The following is a 17,603-nucleotide window of genomic DNA, read 5'->3' on the forward strand; positions in this document are numbered from 1 at the left end:
TTCTGGGGGCACCTCCCAGCGGTAGCTGGGGGAGAAGGGGCGGGGCGGGGAACGGCTCCGGGCAGCGGCCAGCGGCAGGGGCGGCGGGGGTCAGACGACCGCGCCGCGGCCGGGGTCGTCGTCATCGTCGTCGTCGCCCTGCGACATACGGGCCACCAGCGTGGCGAAACCGCCCAGGAAGCCGCCGACGCCGAGCGTCGTCAGCCACCACGTCATGTCCCACTGCAGCAGCACCGCCACCAGCAGCAGCACCGGCCCGCCGACCACCGCCAGCCACGCGAACTTCGTCGTCGTATCGGCCTCCGGCAGCTCCGGCTCCGGCTGGACGAAGTGCCCCTCGTCCAGCTCGTCCGGATCCGGCGGCGAATGGTCGCGCGGCCCGGCACCGACCCCGGCCCCGGCCCCGCCCGCGCCGACGCCCGGCGCGAAGACCACGGAGCTGCCCAACGCCGCGGGCGCGGGCGGCGGGGCCGGCGGGTCCGCAGGGCCCTCCGGCAGCGGCGACGCCGACGGACCCTCGGGCTTCGGCTTCGGCTCAGGCTTCGGCTTCGGCTCTGGCTCCGGCTCCACGTCCTCCTCCGGCAGCATCAGGTTCTCGATCGGCCGGAACGGCCGCGCCCCCGGCGGGTCCGGCGGCTCCTGCCCGTAACCGGCGACGATCGCCGCCCACGCCGCCTCCTCGTCCAGCGGGGGAACGCCCCCCGAGGACTCCTCGTGCTCAGCCACCGCTGGCCGCCCCCTCCCTGCCGACGACGCTCTGTGCGAGCCGCCCGACGAACGCGTAGCTGTCCTCGAAGATCCGCTCCGCATCGTGGTCCAACGTCGCGACGTGGTAGCTCTGTTCCAGCAGGGTCTCGGTGACGTCCGTCGAGGAGATCCGCGCCAGGATCCGCGCCGAGTCCGCCGGCGGGACCACGTGGTCCTGCGGGCTGTGCAGCAGCAGCACCGGCTGCGTCACCTGGGGCAGCTCGCCGTCCACCAGCTGCAGGAACTGCCGGAGCGAATGCGCCGCCCGCGTCGGCACGCGGTCGTACCCGACCTCCTCCGAGCCCGGCTTGGCGATGTCGCTCGCGATGCCCGGCGTCGAACGGACGAAGTGCTTGGCCACCGGAAGGGCGAAGGCCAGCGGGTCGTGCACCTTGTTGGCCGGGTTGACGAGGACGATGCCGCTGATGGCATCACCGTGCTTCGCCGCCAGCCGCAGGGTCAGCGCCCCGCCCATGGACAGCCCGAACACGAACACCCGGGCGCAGGAGTCCAACAGCTCCCGCAGCGCCCGGTCGACCTCGGCGTACCAGTCCTGCCAGCCCGTGAGCTGCATGTCCTGCCAGCGCGTCCCGTGCCCGGGCAGCAGCGGCAGCGACACCGTCAGGCCCCGTGCGGCGAGGTACTCGGCCCACGGGCGCAGCGACTGCGGGGAGCCGGTGAAACCGTGGCACAGGAGGACGCCGACCTCTCCGCCCTCGTGGCGGAACGGCTCGGCTCCAGGGAGGACGGGCACCGGGGTCTCCTTAGTGAGGGGGTGGAAGGGGGGTGCGTAGCGCTGTGTGACTTCACCGTACGCGACCGGCCCGGCACCGACCAGGGCCGTCGGACCGCCGCGGTGCGAGCCAGGGGTTAAGGTCTGTTCGACAGGACACAGGAAGGCTTACGAGTTGATCTACGGCGCAATGAAGTTCTCCATCGGGGGTTCCCTGAAGCTCGCCTTCAGGCCGTGGGTGGAGGGCCTCGAGAACATTCCCGCCGAGGGGCCGGCGATCCTGGCGAGCAACCACCTGTCCTTCTCGGACTCCTTCTTCCTGCCGGCCGTGCTCGACCGGAAGGTCACCTTCATCGCGAAGGCCGAGTACTTCACCTCCCCGGGCGTCAAGGGCAAGCTGACGGCCGCCTTCTTCAAGGGCGTCGGCCAGCTCCCGGTCGACCGCTCCGGCGCGCGCGGCGCCGGCGAGGCCGCCATCAAGAGCGGCATCGAGGTCATCGAGCGGGGTGAGCTGTTCGGTATTTACCCCGAGGGCACGCGTTCACCCGACGGCCGTCTGTACCGCGGCAAGCCCGGCGGCCTGGCCCGCGTGGCGCTGGCCACCGGTGCGCCCGTGATCCCCGTCGCGATGATCGACACGGAGAAGATCCAGCCCCCCGGGAAGGTCGTCCCGAAGCTGATGCGCCCCGGCATCCGGATCGGCAAGCCGCTGGACTTCAGCCGCTACCAGGGCATGGACGGCGACCGCTTCATCCTGCGCTCGGTGACCGACGAGGTCATGTACGAGATCATGAAGCTGTCGGGCCAGGAGTACGTCGACATCTACGCGACGGCCGCCAAACGCCAGATCGCCGACGCCGAGAAGGCCGCCAAGGCCGCGAAGGCGGCCGACAAGGGGGCCGACGGCAAGGGCGGGGACGGCAAGAGCGCCGAGTAGGCGCCGGAGTTCGGGGCGGGACCGCCCGCAAGGGGTGGGGGATGGCGAAACGCGAACGCGTCGTGCGCATGTCGGTCGAGCAGCCGCTGTGGCGGGCGCTGACCGGCTACCGGCTGATCAGCACGGTCTACGCCGTGGGGCTGTTCGCGTCGGCGTACCGTGCCTTCGACCGCCCCTGGGTCGCGGTGGGCTACCTCTCGTTCCTCGTCGTGTGGACCCTGGCCACCCTGCCCAAGGTCGCGGGCGCCGCGAGCTGCACCCGGCGGTTCCTCGTCGCCGACCTCACGATCGCCCTCGTCGGCATCCTGCTCACGCCGCTCGCGGACACCGACGAGCGGATCACCGCCGGCGGCCCCACCCTCCCGAGCATCTGGACGGCCGGGGCGGTCCTCGCCTTCGCGATCAAGGGCGGCTGGCGCTGGGCCTGCTTCGCGTCGAGCTTCGTCGCCGCGGCCAACATCGTCCAGCGCGGCGCGCCCACCCGCGACACCGTGCACAACGTGGTGCTGGTGTGGGTGGCCTCCGTCGCCGTCGGGTACGTCGTCGAGGTGGCCCGGGCCAGTGAGGCCACCCTCGCCCGCGCCCTGGAGATCGAAGCCGCCACCCGAGAGCGCGAGCGCCTCGCCCGCGACATCCACGACGGGGTCCTGCAGGTCCTCGCCATGGTCCAGCGGCGCGGCACCGAGCTGGGCGGCGAGGCCGCGGAGCTCGGCCGGATGGCCGGCGAGCAGGAGGTCGCGCTGCGCACCCTGGTCTCCAGCGGCCTGGTGCACACCTCCCGGGTCTCCCGCGACGAATCGCTCGGCGCGCTGGTGGACGCGTACGAGGTGGACGAACCCGGCGCGGACGAGGGCGAGACGGACCTGCGGAGCCTGCTCGCCCCGCACGCCGGCTCCCGGGTGAGCTTCGCCGAGCCGGGCACCCCGGTCCCGCTGCCGGCGCCCGCGGCGCGGGAGGTGGCCGCAGCGGTCGGCGCCGCCCTGGACAACGTGCGCAAGCACGCGGGCGACGGCGCGCGCGCATGGATCCTGGTCGAGGACTGGGGCGACGAGGTGGTCGTCACCGTACGCGACGACGGCCCCGGCATCCCGGCCGGCCGTCTCGACCAGGCCGAGGGCGAGGGCCGGATGGGCGTGGCGCTGTCCATCCGGGGCCGGCTGCGCGACCTCGGCGGCAGCGCCGAGCTGGTGTCCGTCCCCGGGCAGGGCACCGAAGTGGAACTGAAAGTACCCAGGGGGAGGACCCAGTGAACCAGCAGCACGAGGCGCACGCCGACATCAAGGTGATGGTCGTCGACGACCACCCGATGTGGCGGGACGCGGTCGCCCGCGACCTGGCCGCCGCCGGCTTCGACGTGGTCGCCACCGCCGGAGACGGCCCCGAGGCCGTGCGCCGGGCCCGTGCCGCCGCCCCGCACGTGCTGGTCCTCGACCTCAACCTGCCCGGCATGCCCGGGGTGCAGGTCTGCAAGGAGCTCGTCGGCGCCAACCCCGCCCTGCGCGTGCTGGTCCTGTCCGCCAGCGGCGAGCACGCCGACGTGCTGGAGGCGGTCAAGTCCGGGGCCACGGGCTACCTGATGAAGTCCGCGGGGGCCCAGGAGCTGATCGACGCCGTCCGCCGCACCGCGGCCGGGGACCCGGTGTTCACCCCGGGCCTGGCCGGGCTGGTGCTCGGCGAGTACCGGCGGCTGGCCGCCGACCCGGTGCCCGCCGCCCCCGACGAGCCGAAGGCCCCTCAGCTGACCGACCGGGAGACGGAGGTGCTGCGGCTCGTGGCCAAGGGGCTGTCGTACAAGCAGATCGCGGAGCGGCTGGTCATCTCCCACCGCACCGTGCAGAACCACGTGCAGAACACCCTCGGCAAGCTCCAGCTGCACAACCGGGTCGAGCTCGTCCGCTATGCGATAGAGCGCGGGCTCGACGAGGCGTAGCCGGGCGCAAGCGGTGCCGTACGTCGTACTTACGTCCTCGTACGAGTGAACGGGGGGACGCAACGCCTCGTGATTCCACCGGAATTGACCCGTTCCGGCGCCCCGGTGTGACCTGAGTCACCACTAGCGTGGCCGTCATGCGGGCCCAGGGGGCCCTGTGGCGAAGGGAGATTCCATGAAGGTCGGAGTGCTCACCGGCGGGGGAGACTGCCCCGGACTCAACGCGGTGATCCGGGCCGTCGTCCGCAAGGGCGTCCAGGAGTACGGCTGCGAGTTCGTCGGCTTCAAGGACGGCTGGCGCGGCGCGGTCGAGGGCGACACCGTCCCCCTCGGCATCCCGGCCGTCCGCGGCATCCTGCCGCGCGGCGGAACGATCCTCGGCTCCTCGCGCACCAACCCCTTCAAGCGCGACCACGGGGTCCGGCAGATCAAGGACAACCTCGCCAAGACGGAGGTCGAGGCGCTCATCGCGATCGGCGGCGAGGACACCCTCGGCGTCGCCGCCCGGCTGTACGGGGAGTACGGCATCCCCTGCGTCGGCGTGCCGAAGACCATCGACAACGACCTGTCGGCCACCGACTACACCTTCGGCTTCGACACGGCCGTGGGCATCGCCACCGAGGCCATCGACCGGCTGCACACCACGGCCGAGTCCCACATGCGCGTCCTGGTCGTCGAGGTGATGGGCCGCCACGCCGGCTGGATCGCCCTGCACTCGGGCCTCGCGGGCGGGGCGAACGTCATCCTCATCCCCGAGCGGCGCTTCGACGTGGACCAGGTGTGCGCCTGGGTCACCTCCCGGTTCAAGGCGAGCTACGCGCCGATCGTGGTGGTCGCCGAAGGGGCCATGCCCAAGGACGGCGACATGGTCCTCAAGGACGCCACCACCGACTCCTTCGGCCACGTCCGGCTGTCGGGCGTGGGCGAGTGGCTGGCCAAGGAGATCGAGGGCCGGACCGGCAAGGAGGCCCGCACCACGGTGCTCGGCCACATCCAGCGCGGCGGCACCCCGAGCGCCTTCGACCGCTGGCTCGCGACCCGGTTCGGGCTGCACGCCATCGACGCCGTGCACGACGGCGACTTCGGGAAGATGGTCGCCCTGAAGGGCACGGACATCGTGCGCGTGCCGATCGCCGACGCCACGGCGAAGCTGAAGACGGTGGACCCGGCGCTGTACCAGGAGGCCGAGGTCTTCTTCGGCTGACCGCGCCGCGGGGCGCGGACCACGGGTCGCCGCGAGGCCGGACGACCCGTGGTCCGCCGCCCCGCGAAGGCCCGCCGGCTGCGGGGGGTCGCGGGCCCGTCACGGATGCCGGACGGCAGTACCGGCCGGGCGGGGCGACCCCCTACAGTTCGCCCGTGGACGTACCCGTCGCAGCCCGCTGGCTGCTGCTCGCCCTCGCCCTGGTCCAGTTGGTGGTCTCCGCCGGGGAACTGCGCCGCGTCCTGCGCGCGGAACCGGGGGAGCGCACCGACCGCTGGCTGGCCTTCGCCGACCGCGTGGTGGGCGTGCCGGCCTGCACCGCGCTCGCCTTCGGCTGGCTCGACCTGTTCCTCTACGTCATGGTCGTGGCGGGCCCGGTGATGGCCTGGCGCCTCGCCCGAAACCTCCGCACGCGCCGCCGGGAGCCGTCCCACCCGCTCTAGCGAGTCCAGTCCCGCCGGGGAGCCCCGGCAGCCCCGGCCCCGCCGGTTCTTCGCAGCCGGGGTCCGGGCATCTCAGCCCCGCCGGCGTTTGAGGCGCGGGGTTCGGGGCGGAGCGCCTGGGCCCCCGTTTCAGGCGGGGCGGCGGGGGCCGCAGATGCCGGGTTGCCGTCTGCGTGGCTACGCCGGGCGGCCCGTCGGGGTGACGGAGCGGAGGAGGTCCGACAGGAGGTGGGCGCCGCGGAGGGTCAGGACCGACTCCGGGTGGAACTGGACGCCCGCGAAGCCGCGCGCCGCGCAGCGGACGGCGTGGACCTCGCCCGTGGCCGGGTCGCGCGCGACCTCCACCCCGTGCGCGGCCAGCTCCGCCTCGGCCTGCGCGTCGCAGGCCGCCGTGTACGTGTTGTAGAAGCCGACCACCTCGCGGGCGCCGAACAGGTCGATCTCCACCTGCGCCCCCTGCGCCGGCTCGGCCTTGCGCACCAGCGGCAGCCCCAGCTCGGCGGCGATCAGCTCGTGCCCCAGGCACACCCCGAGCAGCCCGCCCCGGTGCCGGGCCAGCAGCTCCCGCGCCAGCCCGCGCAGCAGCCGCATCTTCGGTTCCCCCGCCTCGGCCGGATTCCCCGGCCCCGGGCCGAGCACGACCGGCCCCGGGTGCGCGAGGGCGGCCTCCCGCAGCCCCGGCTCGTCGTAGCGCCGTACGGTCACCTCCAGCCCGGCGGCGCGCAGCACGTGGGCCAGCATGGCGGTGAAGGTGTCCTCGCCGTCCACCACCAGGCAGTGCCCGGCCGCAACGGGCGCCTGCTCCTGCATCCGCAGCCAGAACGGGGCGAGGTCGCGCCGCCGCGCGGCCAGGGCCGCCCGGACCCGCGGATCCTCCGCCAGCCGCGCCCCCTCGAAGGCGGGCCGCGGGGCCGCCGGGCGCACCCCGAGCGCCGCCAGCACCCCGGCCGCCTTGGCGTGGGTCTCGGCGACCTCGCCCGCCGGGTCGGAGTGCCGGACCAGGGTGGCCCCGACCGGCACCCGCAGCGTGCCGTCCGCGGCGATGTCGGCGGTGCGGATCAGGATGGGCGAGTCCAGGGTCTGCGCCCCGGACGCGTCCCGGCCCAGCAGGGCCAGGGCCCCGGCGTAGTAGCCCCGGCCGCCGGCCTCGTACCGCTCGATCACCCGGCAGGCGTTCTGCACGGGCGAGCCGGTCACGGTCGCGGCGAACATCGTCTCCCGCAGCACCTCGCGCACGTCCAGCGAGGACCGGCCGCGCAGCTCGTACTCGGTGTGCGCGAGGTGCGCCATCTCCTTCAGCCGGGGTCCGACGACGACCCCGCCCCGGTCGCCGACCGTGCACATCATCTTGAGCTCCTCGTCGACCACCATCGACAGCTCCTCGGTCTCCTTGCGGTCGCCGAGGAAGGCCAGGAGCGACTCGGCCGTGGGGCCGCCGGCCGGGTAGCGGTAGGTCCCGCTGATCGGGTTCATCACGACCGTCGCGCCGGACATCCGCACGTGCACCTCGGGGCTGGCCCCGACCAGGGTCCGGGCGCCGGTGTGGACCACGTACGTCCAGTACGCGCCCCGCTCGCCGACCAGCAGCCGCCGGAAGAGTGCGAGCGCGTCGGCCCGCCCGAAGCCGTCGATCCGGCCCCGGTAGGTGCGGCGGATGACGAAGTTCGCGCCCTCGCCGCGGCCGATCTCGTCCTCGACGACCCGCCGCACGGTGGCCGCGTACGCCTCGTCGGGCACGTCGAAGCCGCCGCCCTCGACCCGCACCTCGTGGGCGGGCAGCACGGAGAGGGCCTCGGCGAGCGGGACCTCGTACGCCTCCTCGGCGGCCAGCACGCTCAGCGGGGTGCCGTCGTCGCGGGCGTCGAAGCCGCGCTCGCGGATCTGCCGGAACGGCACCAGGGCGAGGGTGGGCAGCTCGCGCACGGGCAGGTCGGCGAGGAGCTCGGCCTCGTGCACCGCCCCGAGCAGCACCTCGACGGTGTCGTGGTCGCGGCCGGGCGTGCGCCGGCGCAGCAGCGCGAACGCCGGGCCGTCGGGGCGGAGCAGGTCGAGCAGGCGGCTGTTCATGGGTGGTGGTCGTCCTTCCGGGCGGGAGGAGCGGCCGGGCCCGGAAAGCACCGAAGGCCGCCCCTCGGGGCGGCCTTCGCGTCGCTGGTCTCAGTGGGTACGCAGACGAAGTGGGCCGCCGGGAGCGGTCCACCACCAGTTCTGGCCGGTGCGTGCGTACATGGGGTGAACCCTAACCCACCGTGGGGGGCGGCCGGCGGGCAACACGGGCCACGGCACGGTACGAGAGATCGTCTGTCTCACGTAGTGGTCCTCAGGCCGGACGCGAGGTGTGACGCCGTAATGTGTATGGGGTGACCGTGAACGCTGAAACCCACGCCCCCGCCACCAAGGCGACCTGGCGAGACCTTCCCGCGGCGCAGCAGCCTTCGTACCCCGATGCCGAGGCCCTGCGCGCTGTCGTCGCGGACCTCGAGTCGTATCCTCCGCTCGTTTTCGCGGGTGAGTGCGACCAGCTGCGCGCCCGTCTGGGAGCCGTCGCCAAGGGCGAGGCGTTCCTGCTGCAGGGCGGCGACTGCGCCGAGGCCTTCGACGCCGTGTCCGCCGACCACATCCGCGCGAAGCTGAAGACGCTGCTCCAGATGAGCGCCGTCCTGACGTACGCGGCCTCCGTGCCGGTCGTCAAGGTCGGCCGCATCGCGGGCCAGTACTCCAAGCCGCGCTCCAAGGACACCGAGACCCGCGACGGCGTGACCCTGCCGACCTACCGCGGCGACTCCGTCAACGGCTTCGACTTCACCGAAGAGGCCCGCGTCCCCGACCCCGAGCGCCTCAAGCGCATGTACCACGCGTCGGCGTCCACGCTGAACCTGGTGCGCGCCTTCACCACCGGCGGCTACGCCGACCTGCGCCAGGTGCACGCCTGGAACCAGGACTTCGTGAAGTCCTCCCCGTCCGGGCAGCGCTACGAGCAGCTCGCGCGGGAGATCGACAACGCGCTGAACTTCATGAAGGCCTGCGGCACCGACCCGGCCGAGTTCAAGGCGGTGGAGTTCTACTCCTCGCACGAGGCGCTGCTGCTGGACTACGAGGGCGCGCTGACCCGCACGGACTCGCGCACCGGCAAGCTGTACGACACCTCCGGCCACATGGTCTGGATCGGTGAGCGCACCCGCCAGCTGGACCACGCGCACATCGAGTTCTGCTCGCAGATCGCCAACCCGGTCGGCATCAAGCTCGGCCCCACCACCACGGTGGACGAGGCGCTGACGTACATCGACCGCCTCGACCCCGAGCGCGAGCCGGGCCGGCTGACCTTCGTCGTCCGCATGGGCGCCGACAAGGTCCGCGACAAGCTCCCCGAGCTCGTCGAGAAGGTCACGGCCTCGGGCGCCACCGTCGCCTGGGTCACCGACCCGATGCACGGCAACACCTTCGAGGCGGCCTCCGGCCACAAGACGCGCCGCTTCGACGACGTGCTCGACGAGGTCAAGGGCTTCTTCGAGGTGCACAAGGCGCTGGGCACCCACCCGGGCGGCATCCACGTCGAGCTCACGGGCGACGACGTCACCGAGTGCGTGGGCGGCGGCGACGAGATCTTCGTCGACGACCTGCACCAGCGCTACGAGACGGCCTGCGACCCGCGGCTCAACCGCAGCCAGTCCCTGGACCTGGCCTTCCTCGTCGCCGAGATGTACCGGGACCAGTAGCCGAACGGCGGGCCCCGGCGCCTGCCCGTGAGCACCCGATGACGGTGGGGCGCGGATCGATGTGATCCGCGCCCCACTGCCGTTGCCGGGGCTTTTCGGCCATGGCCGCTTTGGGTACGGTTAGGTAAGCCTCACCGAATAGGGGATGGCTGCAGAAACCATTCCTGACGGAGGTGAACCGCGTGTACGTCTGCTCCTGCTTCGGCATCACCGACCAGCAGGTCAAGGAGCACGCGGCGGCCGGGGCCTGCACCCCCCGCCAGATCGCCTCCGCCACCAAGGCCGGCACCGACTGCGGCTCCTGCGTCCGCACCATCCAGGGCCTCCTCGGCCGCGGGGCCTGCCCGCGCCGCGAGCTGCTGGAGAAGGGCGATGCGGCGGCCGTGCTCGCCCCCGCCCCGCAGCTCGCCGAGGCTGCGTAGAGCGGCTCCGCCGCCGCCCCGGCCTCAGCTCTCCGGCTGCTCGATCAGCTGCGCGATGTACAGCTGCTCGCCGAGGGTCTCGATCAGCTCCAGCTGGGTGTCGAGGTAGTCGATGTGGTGCTCCTCGTCCGCCAGGATGTCCTCGAACAGGCGCGCCGACGTGATGTCGTTCTTGCCGCGCATCACCTCGATCCCGCGCTTGAGGCGGTCGATCGCCTCCACCTCCACCTGGCGGTCGGCCTGGAACATCTCGGTCAGGGTCTGGCCCACCCGCACGTGGAACAGCCGCTGGTAGTTCGGGAGCCCGTCCAGCATCAGGATGCGCTCGGTGAGTCTGTCCGCGTGCTTCATCTCGTCGATGGACTCGGCGCGCGTGTAGGCGGCGAGCTTGGTCCAACCCTTGTTGTCCTGGATCCGGTAGTGGAGCCAGTACTGGTTGATCGCCGTGAGCTCGCCGGTCAGCTGCTCGTTCAGGAACTCGAGGACCTCGGGGTCGCCCTGCATCGCAGAGGCTCCTTCCAGGCAATGTCAGCCATGTGACGTGGTGGTGCGCGCATCCTCGCACCGCCGCAGGGGGCCGTCCAGTAAGTGCCTCCTTAGTGGGAGTTGCCGTGACATGCCCGAATCGACCCGCGGCTGGTCATGACCACCCGTCCGCGTCTGTCACCATGGAGTCATGGGTCAGCCGGAAAGCCGGGAATCTCCGGGAGCAGAGCAGCCGGAGCTTCCACCGGGGCAGCGGCTTCAGCGGGGCTGGCCGGTCACCCACTACGGGCCCGTGCCCAAGTTCAAGCCGGACCGCTGGGAGTTCCGCGTCTTCGGCGCCACCGCGGACGGCGAGAAGCACTGCTGGAACCACGAGGAGTTCACGGCCCTGCCGTTCCGGACGGTCGTGGCCGACCTCCACTGCGTGACGAAGTTCAGCATGGTCGGCGCCGAATGGGGCGGGGTGCTCGCCCGCGAGGTCCTCGCGCTGGCGCCGCCGGCCCCCGAGGCCACGCACGTCATGGTGTGGGCCGAGTACGGCTTCAGCTCCAACCTGCGGCTGGCCGACTTCGCCTCCGAGCGCACCCTCTTCGCCACCCACATGGGCGGTGAGCTGCTCACCGCCGAGCACGGGTTCCCGGTGCGCCTGGTGGTCCCGCACCTGTACGCCTGGAAGGGCCCCAAGTGGGTCCGCGGCATCGAGTACATGACGGCCGACCGCCGCGGCTTCTGGGAGGAGCGCGGCTACCACAACATCGGCGATCCCTGGCGCGAGCAGCGCTACTCCTACCAGGAGGAGCCGGGGGAGGGCCCCGAGCTGTAGCCGGCCCGGGGCGGTTCCGTCAGTGGTGGTACCGGTGGACCACCGCGTGCCCCTTGCCCCGGCCGATCATCCACTTGTTGACCGGGGTCGTCACGACGAAGGCCAGCGCGAGCGAGATCGCGAGCGCGATCCAGAACAGCGCCTCCGACAGGTGGGCGTCCATCGCGCCCGGCCAGACCAGGATCACGCCGTTGTCGACCAGCTCCATGACGGCGATCGACAGGGTGTCGGCGGCCAGCGCCACCCGGACGGCCGAGCGCAGGTCCACCCCGGCGGCGAGGATGCCGCGCAGGGTGAGCCCGTAGCCGAAGAGGAACGCGAGGGCGATCGCGAGGACCATCGTCGCGGTGTTGCCCCAGCCCAGCGCGGTGCCGATGACCATGCCGAGGACCTCGCCGATGGCGCAGCCGGTCAGGCAGTGCAGCGTGGCCCGGGCGGCCATGCCCCAGCTCGCCTTGCCGCGGCCGTCGTGACCGCCGGGGCCGTCGTGGCTGGCATGCCCGCCGTGACCGTGGTGGTGCTCGTGGTGCTGGTGCTCGTGGTGCTCGTGGTGCTCGTGAACGTCGTTCATCGCAACCCCCTGGGAACGCCTGGCAGCGGTCCTGCCGACAGCAGAACCGTATACCCCCCAGGGGTATTCCTCAAGGAAGGTCAGTGGAACGCGCGCAGCTCCTTCAGCAGGTCCACGTCCGCCTTGTGCCCCTCCGTGCCGCCCGGCGTCTCGATGATCAGCGGGACGCCCTCCGTCGCGGGGTGGGAGAACAGCTCGGCGAAGGCGTCCCGGCCGATGTGCCCCCGGCCGATGTTGGCGTGCCGGTCCTTGTGCGCACCCACGCCCTCCTTGGAGTCGTTGGCGTGGATCAGCTTCAGCCGGCCCTCGCCCACCGTGTCCACCAGCAGGTCCAGCGTCTGCTTGGCCCCGCCCGGCTCCGCCAGGTCGTGCCCGGCGGCGAAGACGTGGCAGGTGTCCAGGCAGATGCCGAGCTTCGGGTGGTGGTCGAGGGCGTCGAAGTACGGGCCGAAGTCCCAGGTCCGCGAGCACAGCGAGGAGCCCTGCCCGGCCGTCGACTCCAGCAGCAGGAAGGGGTCGTCCTCGTGCGTCAGCTCGTCCAGCAGCGGCAGCATGAACTGCCTGACCTGCGCGTACGCCGCCTCGCGCGGCCGACCGCCGGTCGCCGAGCCGGTGTGCACGACCACCCCGAGTGCGCCGATCTCGCGGGCGCGGCGCAACGAGTGCCGCAGCGACTCCACCGACTTCTCCACCGTCGCCTCGGTGTGCGACCCGAAGTTGATCAGGTACGGCGCGTGCACGTAGGCCGGGATCGACCCGGCCGCACAGCCCGCGCGGAACAGCTCGTCCTGCGCCGGGTTGCCGACCGGGGTGGCCCAGCCGCGCGGGTTGGCCACGAAGACCTGGACGGCCTCGGCCCCCAGCTCCCGGGCGTACGACAGCCCCACCGTGGCGAGGCCGCCGGCGACGGGTACGTGCCCGCCGACCGGATTGCGCGCAGCAGCCCGCGTCTCCTGCCCGTCTGCCACGCCCTACAGCCCCTTGACCCGGACGACGATCGTGCTGCCCTCGGGGGCGGTCTGCCCGCCCGGAACCGACTGGGCGTCCACGGTGTTGCCGAACGACAGGAAGGGCTTCTCCACCCTCACCTTGAACCCGGCGGCCTCCAGCGTCTTGCGGGCCAGGTCCGCCTCCTGCCCGACCACGTTCGGCACCGGGATCAGGCGGGGCCCCTTGGAGACCGTCAGCACCACCGTGTCGCCGGCCGCGGCCTGGGCGCCGGCGCTGACCGACTGGTTGGCGACCGTACCCGCCGGGGCGGGGGAACTGACCTGCTCGGGCGCCGTCTGCACGGTCAGGCCGAGGAACTGCAGCGCCGCCTGGGCCTGGTCGAGGGGCTTGCCGACCACGTTCGGCACCTGCACCGGGCGGCCCTTGCTGACGGTGATCGCGACCGCCGACTCCGGCGCCCGGCGGGTGCCGCCCGGCGGATCGGTGGATATCACCGAGCCCTGCGGGACGTCCTGGCTGAACGCCTGCGTGACGATCCCGGGCGCCAGGCCGCTCTTGGTGAGCTCCGCCTTCGCCTCGTCCAGCGCCCGGTTCTTCACGTCGGGCACCATCACGACCTCGGGGCCACGGGAGACGGTGAGCACCACCTCGCCGTTGCCCCGGATGCGCTTGCCGCCCTGCGGGTCGCTGTTCATCACGGTCCCGCGCTCGAAGGCGTCGCTGAACTTCCGGTCGACCCGCTTCACGCCGAGGCCGGCGGCCGACAGCTCGGACCGGGCCTGCTCCTCGGTCTTGCCGAGCAGGTTCGGGACCTTGGTGAACTGGCCGGAGTTGATGTACCAGACGCCCGCGCCGACCCCGAGGATCAGCAGCAGCGCCGCGAGGACCAGCAGCGGGCCGCGGCGCGAGCGCACCGCGGCCGGGGCGGGCACGGGTTCGTCGGAGTCCACGGACACGGGCGGCAGCACCAGCCGCGAGGTGTGCTCCGCCGGCTGCCGGTCGACGGCCACGGGCCGCGGGATCACGCTGGTGCGGTCCTCGGCGGCGGACCGCTCCCCGGCCCGCGCCTGCGGCGGTACGGCGTTCAGCTCGGCGTCGCTCAGCTGCGCCCGGGCCTCCAGGGCCAGGCCGAGGAGGGCGGCGGCATCGTGGGGCCGCAGCTCCGGATCGCGCGCGGCGGCCTGCGCCACCAGGGCGTCCAGGCCGGCGGGCAGCCCCGGGACGGCCGCCGACGGGGGCGGGACGTCCTCGTGGAGGTGCCGGTAGAGCACCTGGGCGGGGGTGCCGCCGGTGTGCGGCTTCTCCCCGGTCAGCATCTCGTACAGCACGACGCCGCAGGCGTAGACGTCCGCGCGGGTGTCGGCGATGCCGTCCTCGATCTGCTCGGGGGCCAGGTAGGAGACGGTGCCGAGGACGGCGCCGGTGGTGCTGGTGACGGTGTCCACGGAGCGGACCAGCCCGAAGTCGGCCACCTTGACCCGGCCGTCGTCGCCTATCAGCACGTTCTCGGGCTTCATGTCGCGGTGCACGAACCCGGCGCGGTGCGCTGCGCCGAGGGCGGCGAGGACCGGCTCCAGGATGTCCAGCGCCGCGCGGGGCTGGAGGGCGCCGCGCTCGCGCAGCACGTCGCGCAGGGTGCAGCCGGAGACGTACTCCATGGCGAGGTAGCTGTACGGGCCGTCGGTGCCCTGGTCGAAGACGGCGACCACGTTGGGGTGCGCGAGGCGGGCCACGGACTTCGCCTCGCGGATGAAGCGGTCGACGAAGGCGGCGTCGGCGGCGAGCGCCGGGTGCATCACCTTCAGGGCGAGGATGCGGTCCAGGCGGGTGTCCAGGGCCCGGTAGACCGTGGCCATGCCGCCGGCCGCGATGCGGGCGTCGATGCGGTAGCGGCCGTCGATCGTCTGCCCGACGAGGGGGTCATCCAGGGTCGTGTCCACCCGGCGATTCTACGAGCGGTGCCTGTGGGGGGCGGCCGCCGGAGCCCACCTTGCAGCGCACCTGTGACGTCCCGCCCCGCGGTTGGCCGCTGCCGCTGCCGCTGCCGCTGCCGCTGCTGCTGTTCCGGTGCGCGGAGCCGTCCCCTCCCCGCCCCTTCCCGCTGTGCCGGATATGCGGCTCCGCCGCGGGGCGGGGCTCCGCCCCCAAACCCTCCCCCAGCTACCGCTGGGGGTACCCCCAGCGCCTCAAACGCCGGCGGGGCTGAATTTCAGCCCGCGCGGCGTTTGAGCGCAATCGGGTCCGGGAGGAGCCCGGTTTCGGGAAGGGGCGGGGAGGGGAGCGCTCCGCGCAGCGGCAGCGTCGGCGGGGCCGTCAGAAGGCCGGGCGTTCCGGGTCGAGGGCCGGGCGGCCCTCCATCGGGGAGGACGGTTCCGCGAAGCGGCGCTGGGGGATGCGGCCCGCACGGAAGGCGAGGCGCCCCGCCGACACCGCATCCCGCATGGCCGCGGCCATCAGGGCGGGGGCCTGGGCCCGCGTCACCGCCGAGGCCAGCATCACCCCGCCGCAGCCCAGCTCCATGGCGAGGGCGGCGTCCGAGGCCGTGCCGGCCCCCGCGTCCAGGATGACCGGGACACCGGCCCGCTCCACGATCAACTCGAAGTTGTGCGGATTGCGGATCCCCATCCCGGACCCGATCGGCGACCCCAGCGGCATGATCGCCGCGCAGCCCGCATCCTCCAGCTTCCGCGCGAGCACGGGATCGTCGTTCGTGTACGGCAGCACCGTGAACCCGTCGTCCACCAGCGTCTCGGCGGCGTTCAGCAGCTCCTCCCCGTCCGGCAGCAGCGTCCGCTCGTCCGCGATGACCTCCAGCTTGATCCAGTCGGTGCCGAGCGCCTCCCGCGCCAGCCGGGCCGTCAGCACGGCCTCGCCCGCCGTGTAGCACCCGGCGGTGTTCGGCAGGACCGCGATGCCGAGCCGGTCCAGCAGGGACAGCACCGAGCCCTGCACGGTCGGGTCGAGGCGCCGCATCGCGACCGTGGTGAGCTCGGTCCCGGAGGCGATCAGGGCGTGTTCCAGGATCTCCAGGCTCGGCGCCCCGCCGGTACCCATGATCAGGCGGGAGGAGAAGCTCCGGCCGCCCAGTTCGAACGTGTCGTCGGCCATCGTGCTCAGCCTCCCTGGACCGCGGTGAGGATCTCGATCCGGTCGCCGTCGCGGACCGCGGTCAGCGGCCACTGCCCGCGCGGCACCACGGTCTCGTTGAGGGCGGCCGCGACGCCGGACGGCGCCGTCGTGAGGGTGGCGACCACCGAGGCGAGCGTGGTGCCGGCCGCGATCTCGCGCGGCTCGCCGTTGACGGAGACGGAGGCGGAGGCGGGGAGGTTCATGCGTACGACTCCTGACGTGCGGCGGAGAAGCGGAGCGGGCTGAACGGGCGGGCGATCTCCGGCAGCGTGCCCGTGGTGAGCAGGTCGGCGAGCGCGTCGCCGGTGAGCGGGGTCAGCAGCACCCCGTTGCGGTAGTGCCCGGTGGCCAGGTGCAGCCCGGGCAGCGCGGTCGGCCCGAGCAGCGGGGCGTTGTCGGGGGACCCGGGCCGCAGCCCGGCCAGGGTCTCGGTCAGCGGCAGTTCGGTGATGCCGGGCACCAATTCGTGGGCGTCCCGCAGGAGTTCGTACACCCCGCCGGCCGTGACCGTGGTGTCCCAGCCGAGTTCCTCGCTGGTGGCGCCGACGACGAGCTCGCCGTTCTCCCGCGGCACCAGGTAGACGTGGCTGCCGCGCACGACCGCCCGTACCGTCCGCGACAGGAACGGCGCGTACGCCGCCGGCACCGTCAGCCGCAGCACCTGCCCCTTCACCGGCCGTACGGGCGGCAGCGCCTCCTGCGGTACGCCGGCCAGCCGGCCGCTGAGCGAGCCCGCGGCCAGCACGACCTGGTCCGCGTACAGCTCGGTGCCGTCGTCGAGGGCCGCGCCGACGGCCCGGTCGGCGGTGACCAGCAGCCGTGCGGCACCGGCCCGGCGGATCTCCACGCCGGCCCTCTCGCAGGCGGCCAGCAGCGCATCGGCCAGCCGGCGCGGGTCGACCTGGTGGTCGCCGTCCACGCGCAGCCCGCCGCGCACCCCCGGGGCGAGCATCGGCTCCAGGCGGCGGCACTCGCGGCCGGTGAGCCACTCGGACTCCAGGCCGCAGCGGCGCTGCAGGGCGTGCAGCTCGCGCAGGTGGAGCCGGTCGTCGGCGTCCAGGGCCACGGCGAGGGTGCCGCAGGCGCGGTAGCCGATGTCCATGCCGCCGCTGGCGTCGGCCAGCTCGGCGGCGAATTGGGGGTAGCGGGCGGCGGAGGCGAGGTTGAGGCCCAGCAGGGTCTCCTCGCCGTAGTGCAGCTCGGTGACGGCGGCGAGCATGCCCGCCGCGACCCGGGCGGCGCCGCCGCCGGGGGCGGGGTCCGCGAGCGCGGTGCGCAGCCCGCGGCGGGCCGCCCGCCAGGCGGTGACCAGGCCGATGATCCCGCCCCCGATGACGAGGACGTCGGATCCCTTCCGAGATGAGTGCATGGGCGTCCAGCCCCTCCCTTCGCCGGCATGACCCGGATCAGGTTCGTACGGTCGGAGGCCGGTCAGCCTCCCTCTCAGCCCGGTGCGCCCGGACTCCCGCGATGGGTAACGGTGGCCACCCTAGCCGCTCGCCTCGGGGGAG

Annotated in this window: 18 protein-coding genes and 1 riboswitch; of the genes, 8 read left to right on the forward strand and 10 right to left on the reverse strand. The window is 73.2% G+C overall.

From position 1 onward, the window contains the following. Positions 1–90: 90 nt before the first annotated feature. Together AB0953_RS20895 and AB0953_RS20900 are read right to left on the reverse strand one after the other, a co-directional pair. Positions 91–726 (reverse strand): hypothetical protein, encoded by a 636-nt coding sequence (locus tag AB0953_RS20895; protein ID WP_366860999.1) that lies wholly within the window; start codon positions 724–726, stop codon positions 91–93. Continuing rightward, positions 719–1,501, reverse strand: coding sequence for an alpha/beta fold hydrolase (locus tag AB0953_RS20900; RefSeq protein ID WP_366861000.1), 783 nt, complete (start codon positions 1,499–1,501; stop codon positions 719–721). Before AB0953_RS20900 ends, AB0953_RS20895 begins: the two co-directional genes overlap by 8 nt. 169 nt (positions 1,502–1,670) lie before the next feature. Between AB0953_RS20900 and AB0953_RS20905 the strand changes: the two genes are divergently transcribed. The 5 genes from AB0953_RS20905 (at position 1,671) to AB0953_RS20925 (ending at position 5,994) form a co-directional block, all read left to right on the forward strand. Then, complete coding sequence (locus AB0953_RS20905; RefSeq protein ID WP_366861114.1) at positions 1,671–2,417, forward strand: lysophospholipid acyltransferase family protein; 747 nt, start codon at positions 1,671–1,673, stop codon at positions 2,415–2,417. A gap of 41 nt (positions 2,418–2,458) precedes the next feature. Continuing rightward, complete coding sequence (locus tag AB0953_RS20910; RefSeq protein ID WP_366861001.1) at positions 2,459–3,667, forward strand: DUF5931 domain-containing protein; 1,209 nt, start codon at positions 2,459–2,461, stop codon at positions 3,665–3,667. A gap of 35 nt (positions 3,668–3,702) precedes the next feature. Further along, positions 3,703–4,347 carry a response regulator transcription factor gene (locus tag AB0953_RS20915; RefSeq protein WP_366861115.1) on the forward strand — a complete coding sequence of 215 codons (645 nt, stop codon included), beginning with the start codon at positions 3,703–3,705 and terminating at the stop codon, positions 4,345–4,347. 175 nt (positions 4,348–4,522) lie between these two features. Next, entirely contained in the window at positions 4,523–5,551 is a 1,029-nt protein-coding gene (locus AB0953_RS20920; protein ID WP_366861002.1) for a 6-phosphofructokinase, read from the forward strand. A gap of 155 nt (positions 5,552–5,706) precedes the next feature. Next, positions 5,707–5,994 (forward strand): hypothetical protein, encoded by a 288-nt coding sequence (locus AB0953_RS20925; RefSeq protein WP_366861003.1) that lies wholly within the window; start codon positions 5,707–5,709, stop codon positions 5,992–5,994. Positions 5,995–6,171: 177 nt separating this feature from the next. Here the strand turns inward: AB0953_RS20925 and AB0953_RS20930 are convergent, their stop codons facing one another. Beyond that, positions 6,172–8,061, reverse strand: coding sequence for an anthranilate synthase family protein (locus tag AB0953_RS20930; protein ID WP_366861004.1), 1,890 nt, complete (start codon positions 8,059–8,061; stop codon positions 6,172–6,174). Between the two features lie 293 nt (positions 8,062–8,354). On the opposite strand from AB0953_RS20930, the gene AB0953_RS20935 reads away from it, so the two are divergent. Then, complete coding sequence (locus AB0953_RS20935; protein WP_366861005.1) at positions 8,355–9,710, forward strand: class II 3-deoxy-7-phosphoheptulonate synthase; 1,356 nt, start codon at positions 8,355–8,357, stop codon at positions 9,708–9,710. Positions 9,711–9,892: 182 nt separating this feature from the next. Beyond that, positions 9,893–10,132: a (2Fe-2S)-binding protein gene (locus AB0953_RS20940; RefSeq protein WP_366861116.1), complete on the forward strand. Its 240-nt coding sequence runs from the start codon at positions 9,893–9,895 to the stop codon at positions 10,130–10,132. A 24-nt stretch (positions 10,133–10,156) separates the two neighbouring features. Here the strand turns inward: AB0953_RS20940 and bfr are convergent, their stop codons facing one another. Beyond that, positions 10,157–10,636 (reverse strand): bacterioferritin, encoded by a 480-nt coding sequence (gene bfr / locus AB0953_RS20945; protein WP_366861006.1) that lies wholly within the window; start codon positions 10,634–10,636, stop codon positions 10,157–10,159. Positions 10,637–10,808: 172 nt separating this feature from the next. Between bfr and AB0953_RS20950 the strand changes: the two genes are divergently transcribed. Further along, on the forward strand, positions 10,809–11,441 hold the full coding sequence (locus AB0953_RS20950; protein ID WP_366861007.1) for a sulfite oxidase-like oxidoreductase: 633 nt from the start codon (positions 10,809–10,811) through the stop codon (positions 11,439–11,441). A gap of 19 nt (positions 11,442–11,460) precedes the next feature. Here AB0953_RS20950 and AB0953_RS20955 read toward each other — a convergent pair whose 3' ends face one another. The 6 genes from AB0953_RS20955 to thiO all read right to left on the reverse strand — a co-directional run bounded on the left by AB0953_RS20955 (position 11,461) and on the right by thiO (position 17,461). Beyond that, positions 11,461–12,012 carry a DUF4396 domain-containing protein gene (locus AB0953_RS20955; protein ID WP_366861008.1) on the reverse strand — a complete coding sequence of 184 codons (552 nt, stop codon included), beginning with the start codon at positions 12,010–12,012 and terminating at the stop codon, positions 11,461–11,463. Positions 12,013–12,092: 80 nt separating this feature from the next. Continuing rightward, positions 12,093–12,980: a deoxyribonuclease IV gene (locus tag AB0953_RS20960; protein WP_366861009.1), complete on the reverse strand. Its 888-nt coding sequence runs from the start codon at positions 12,978–12,980 to the stop codon at positions 12,093–12,095. Between the two features lie 3 nt (positions 12,981–12,983). Next, the gene (gene pknB, locus AB0953_RS20965) at positions 12,984–14,903 is read right to left on the reverse strand and encodes a Stk1 family PASTA domain-containing Ser/Thr kinase (protein WP_366861010.1); all 1,920 of its coding nucleotides are present in this window, start codon (positions 14,901–14,903) and stop codon (positions 12,984–12,986) included. 373 nt (positions 14,904–15,276) lie between these two features. Further along, a complete protein-coding gene (locus tag AB0953_RS20970) occupies positions 15,277–16,071 on the reverse strand; it encodes a thiazole synthase (protein WP_366861011.1) in 795 nt (264 codons plus the stop codon). Between the two features lie 5 nt (positions 16,072–16,076). Beyond that, a complete protein-coding gene (thiS, locus tag AB0953_RS20975; protein ID WP_366861012.1) occupies positions 16,077–16,295 on the reverse strand; it encodes a sulfur carrier protein ThiS in 219 nt (72 codons plus the stop codon). Next, positions 16,292–17,461: a glycine oxidase ThiO gene (thiO, locus tag AB0953_RS20980; RefSeq protein WP_366861013.1), complete on the reverse strand. Its 1,170-nt coding sequence runs from the start codon at positions 17,459–17,461 to the stop codon at positions 16,292–16,294. Before thiO ends, thiS begins: the two co-directional genes overlap by 4 nt. Continuing rightward, positions 17,459–17,571, reverse strand: a riboswitch (TPP riboswitch). Its footprint overlaps the gene before it by 3 nt. Positions 17,572–17,603: the final 32 nt, after the last annotated feature.

The organism is Streptomyces sp. NPDC046866 (genome assembly GCF_040704625.1).
Taxonomy (GTDB): domain Bacteria; phylum Actinomycetota; class Actinomycetes; order Streptomycetales; family Streptomycetaceae; genus Streptomyces.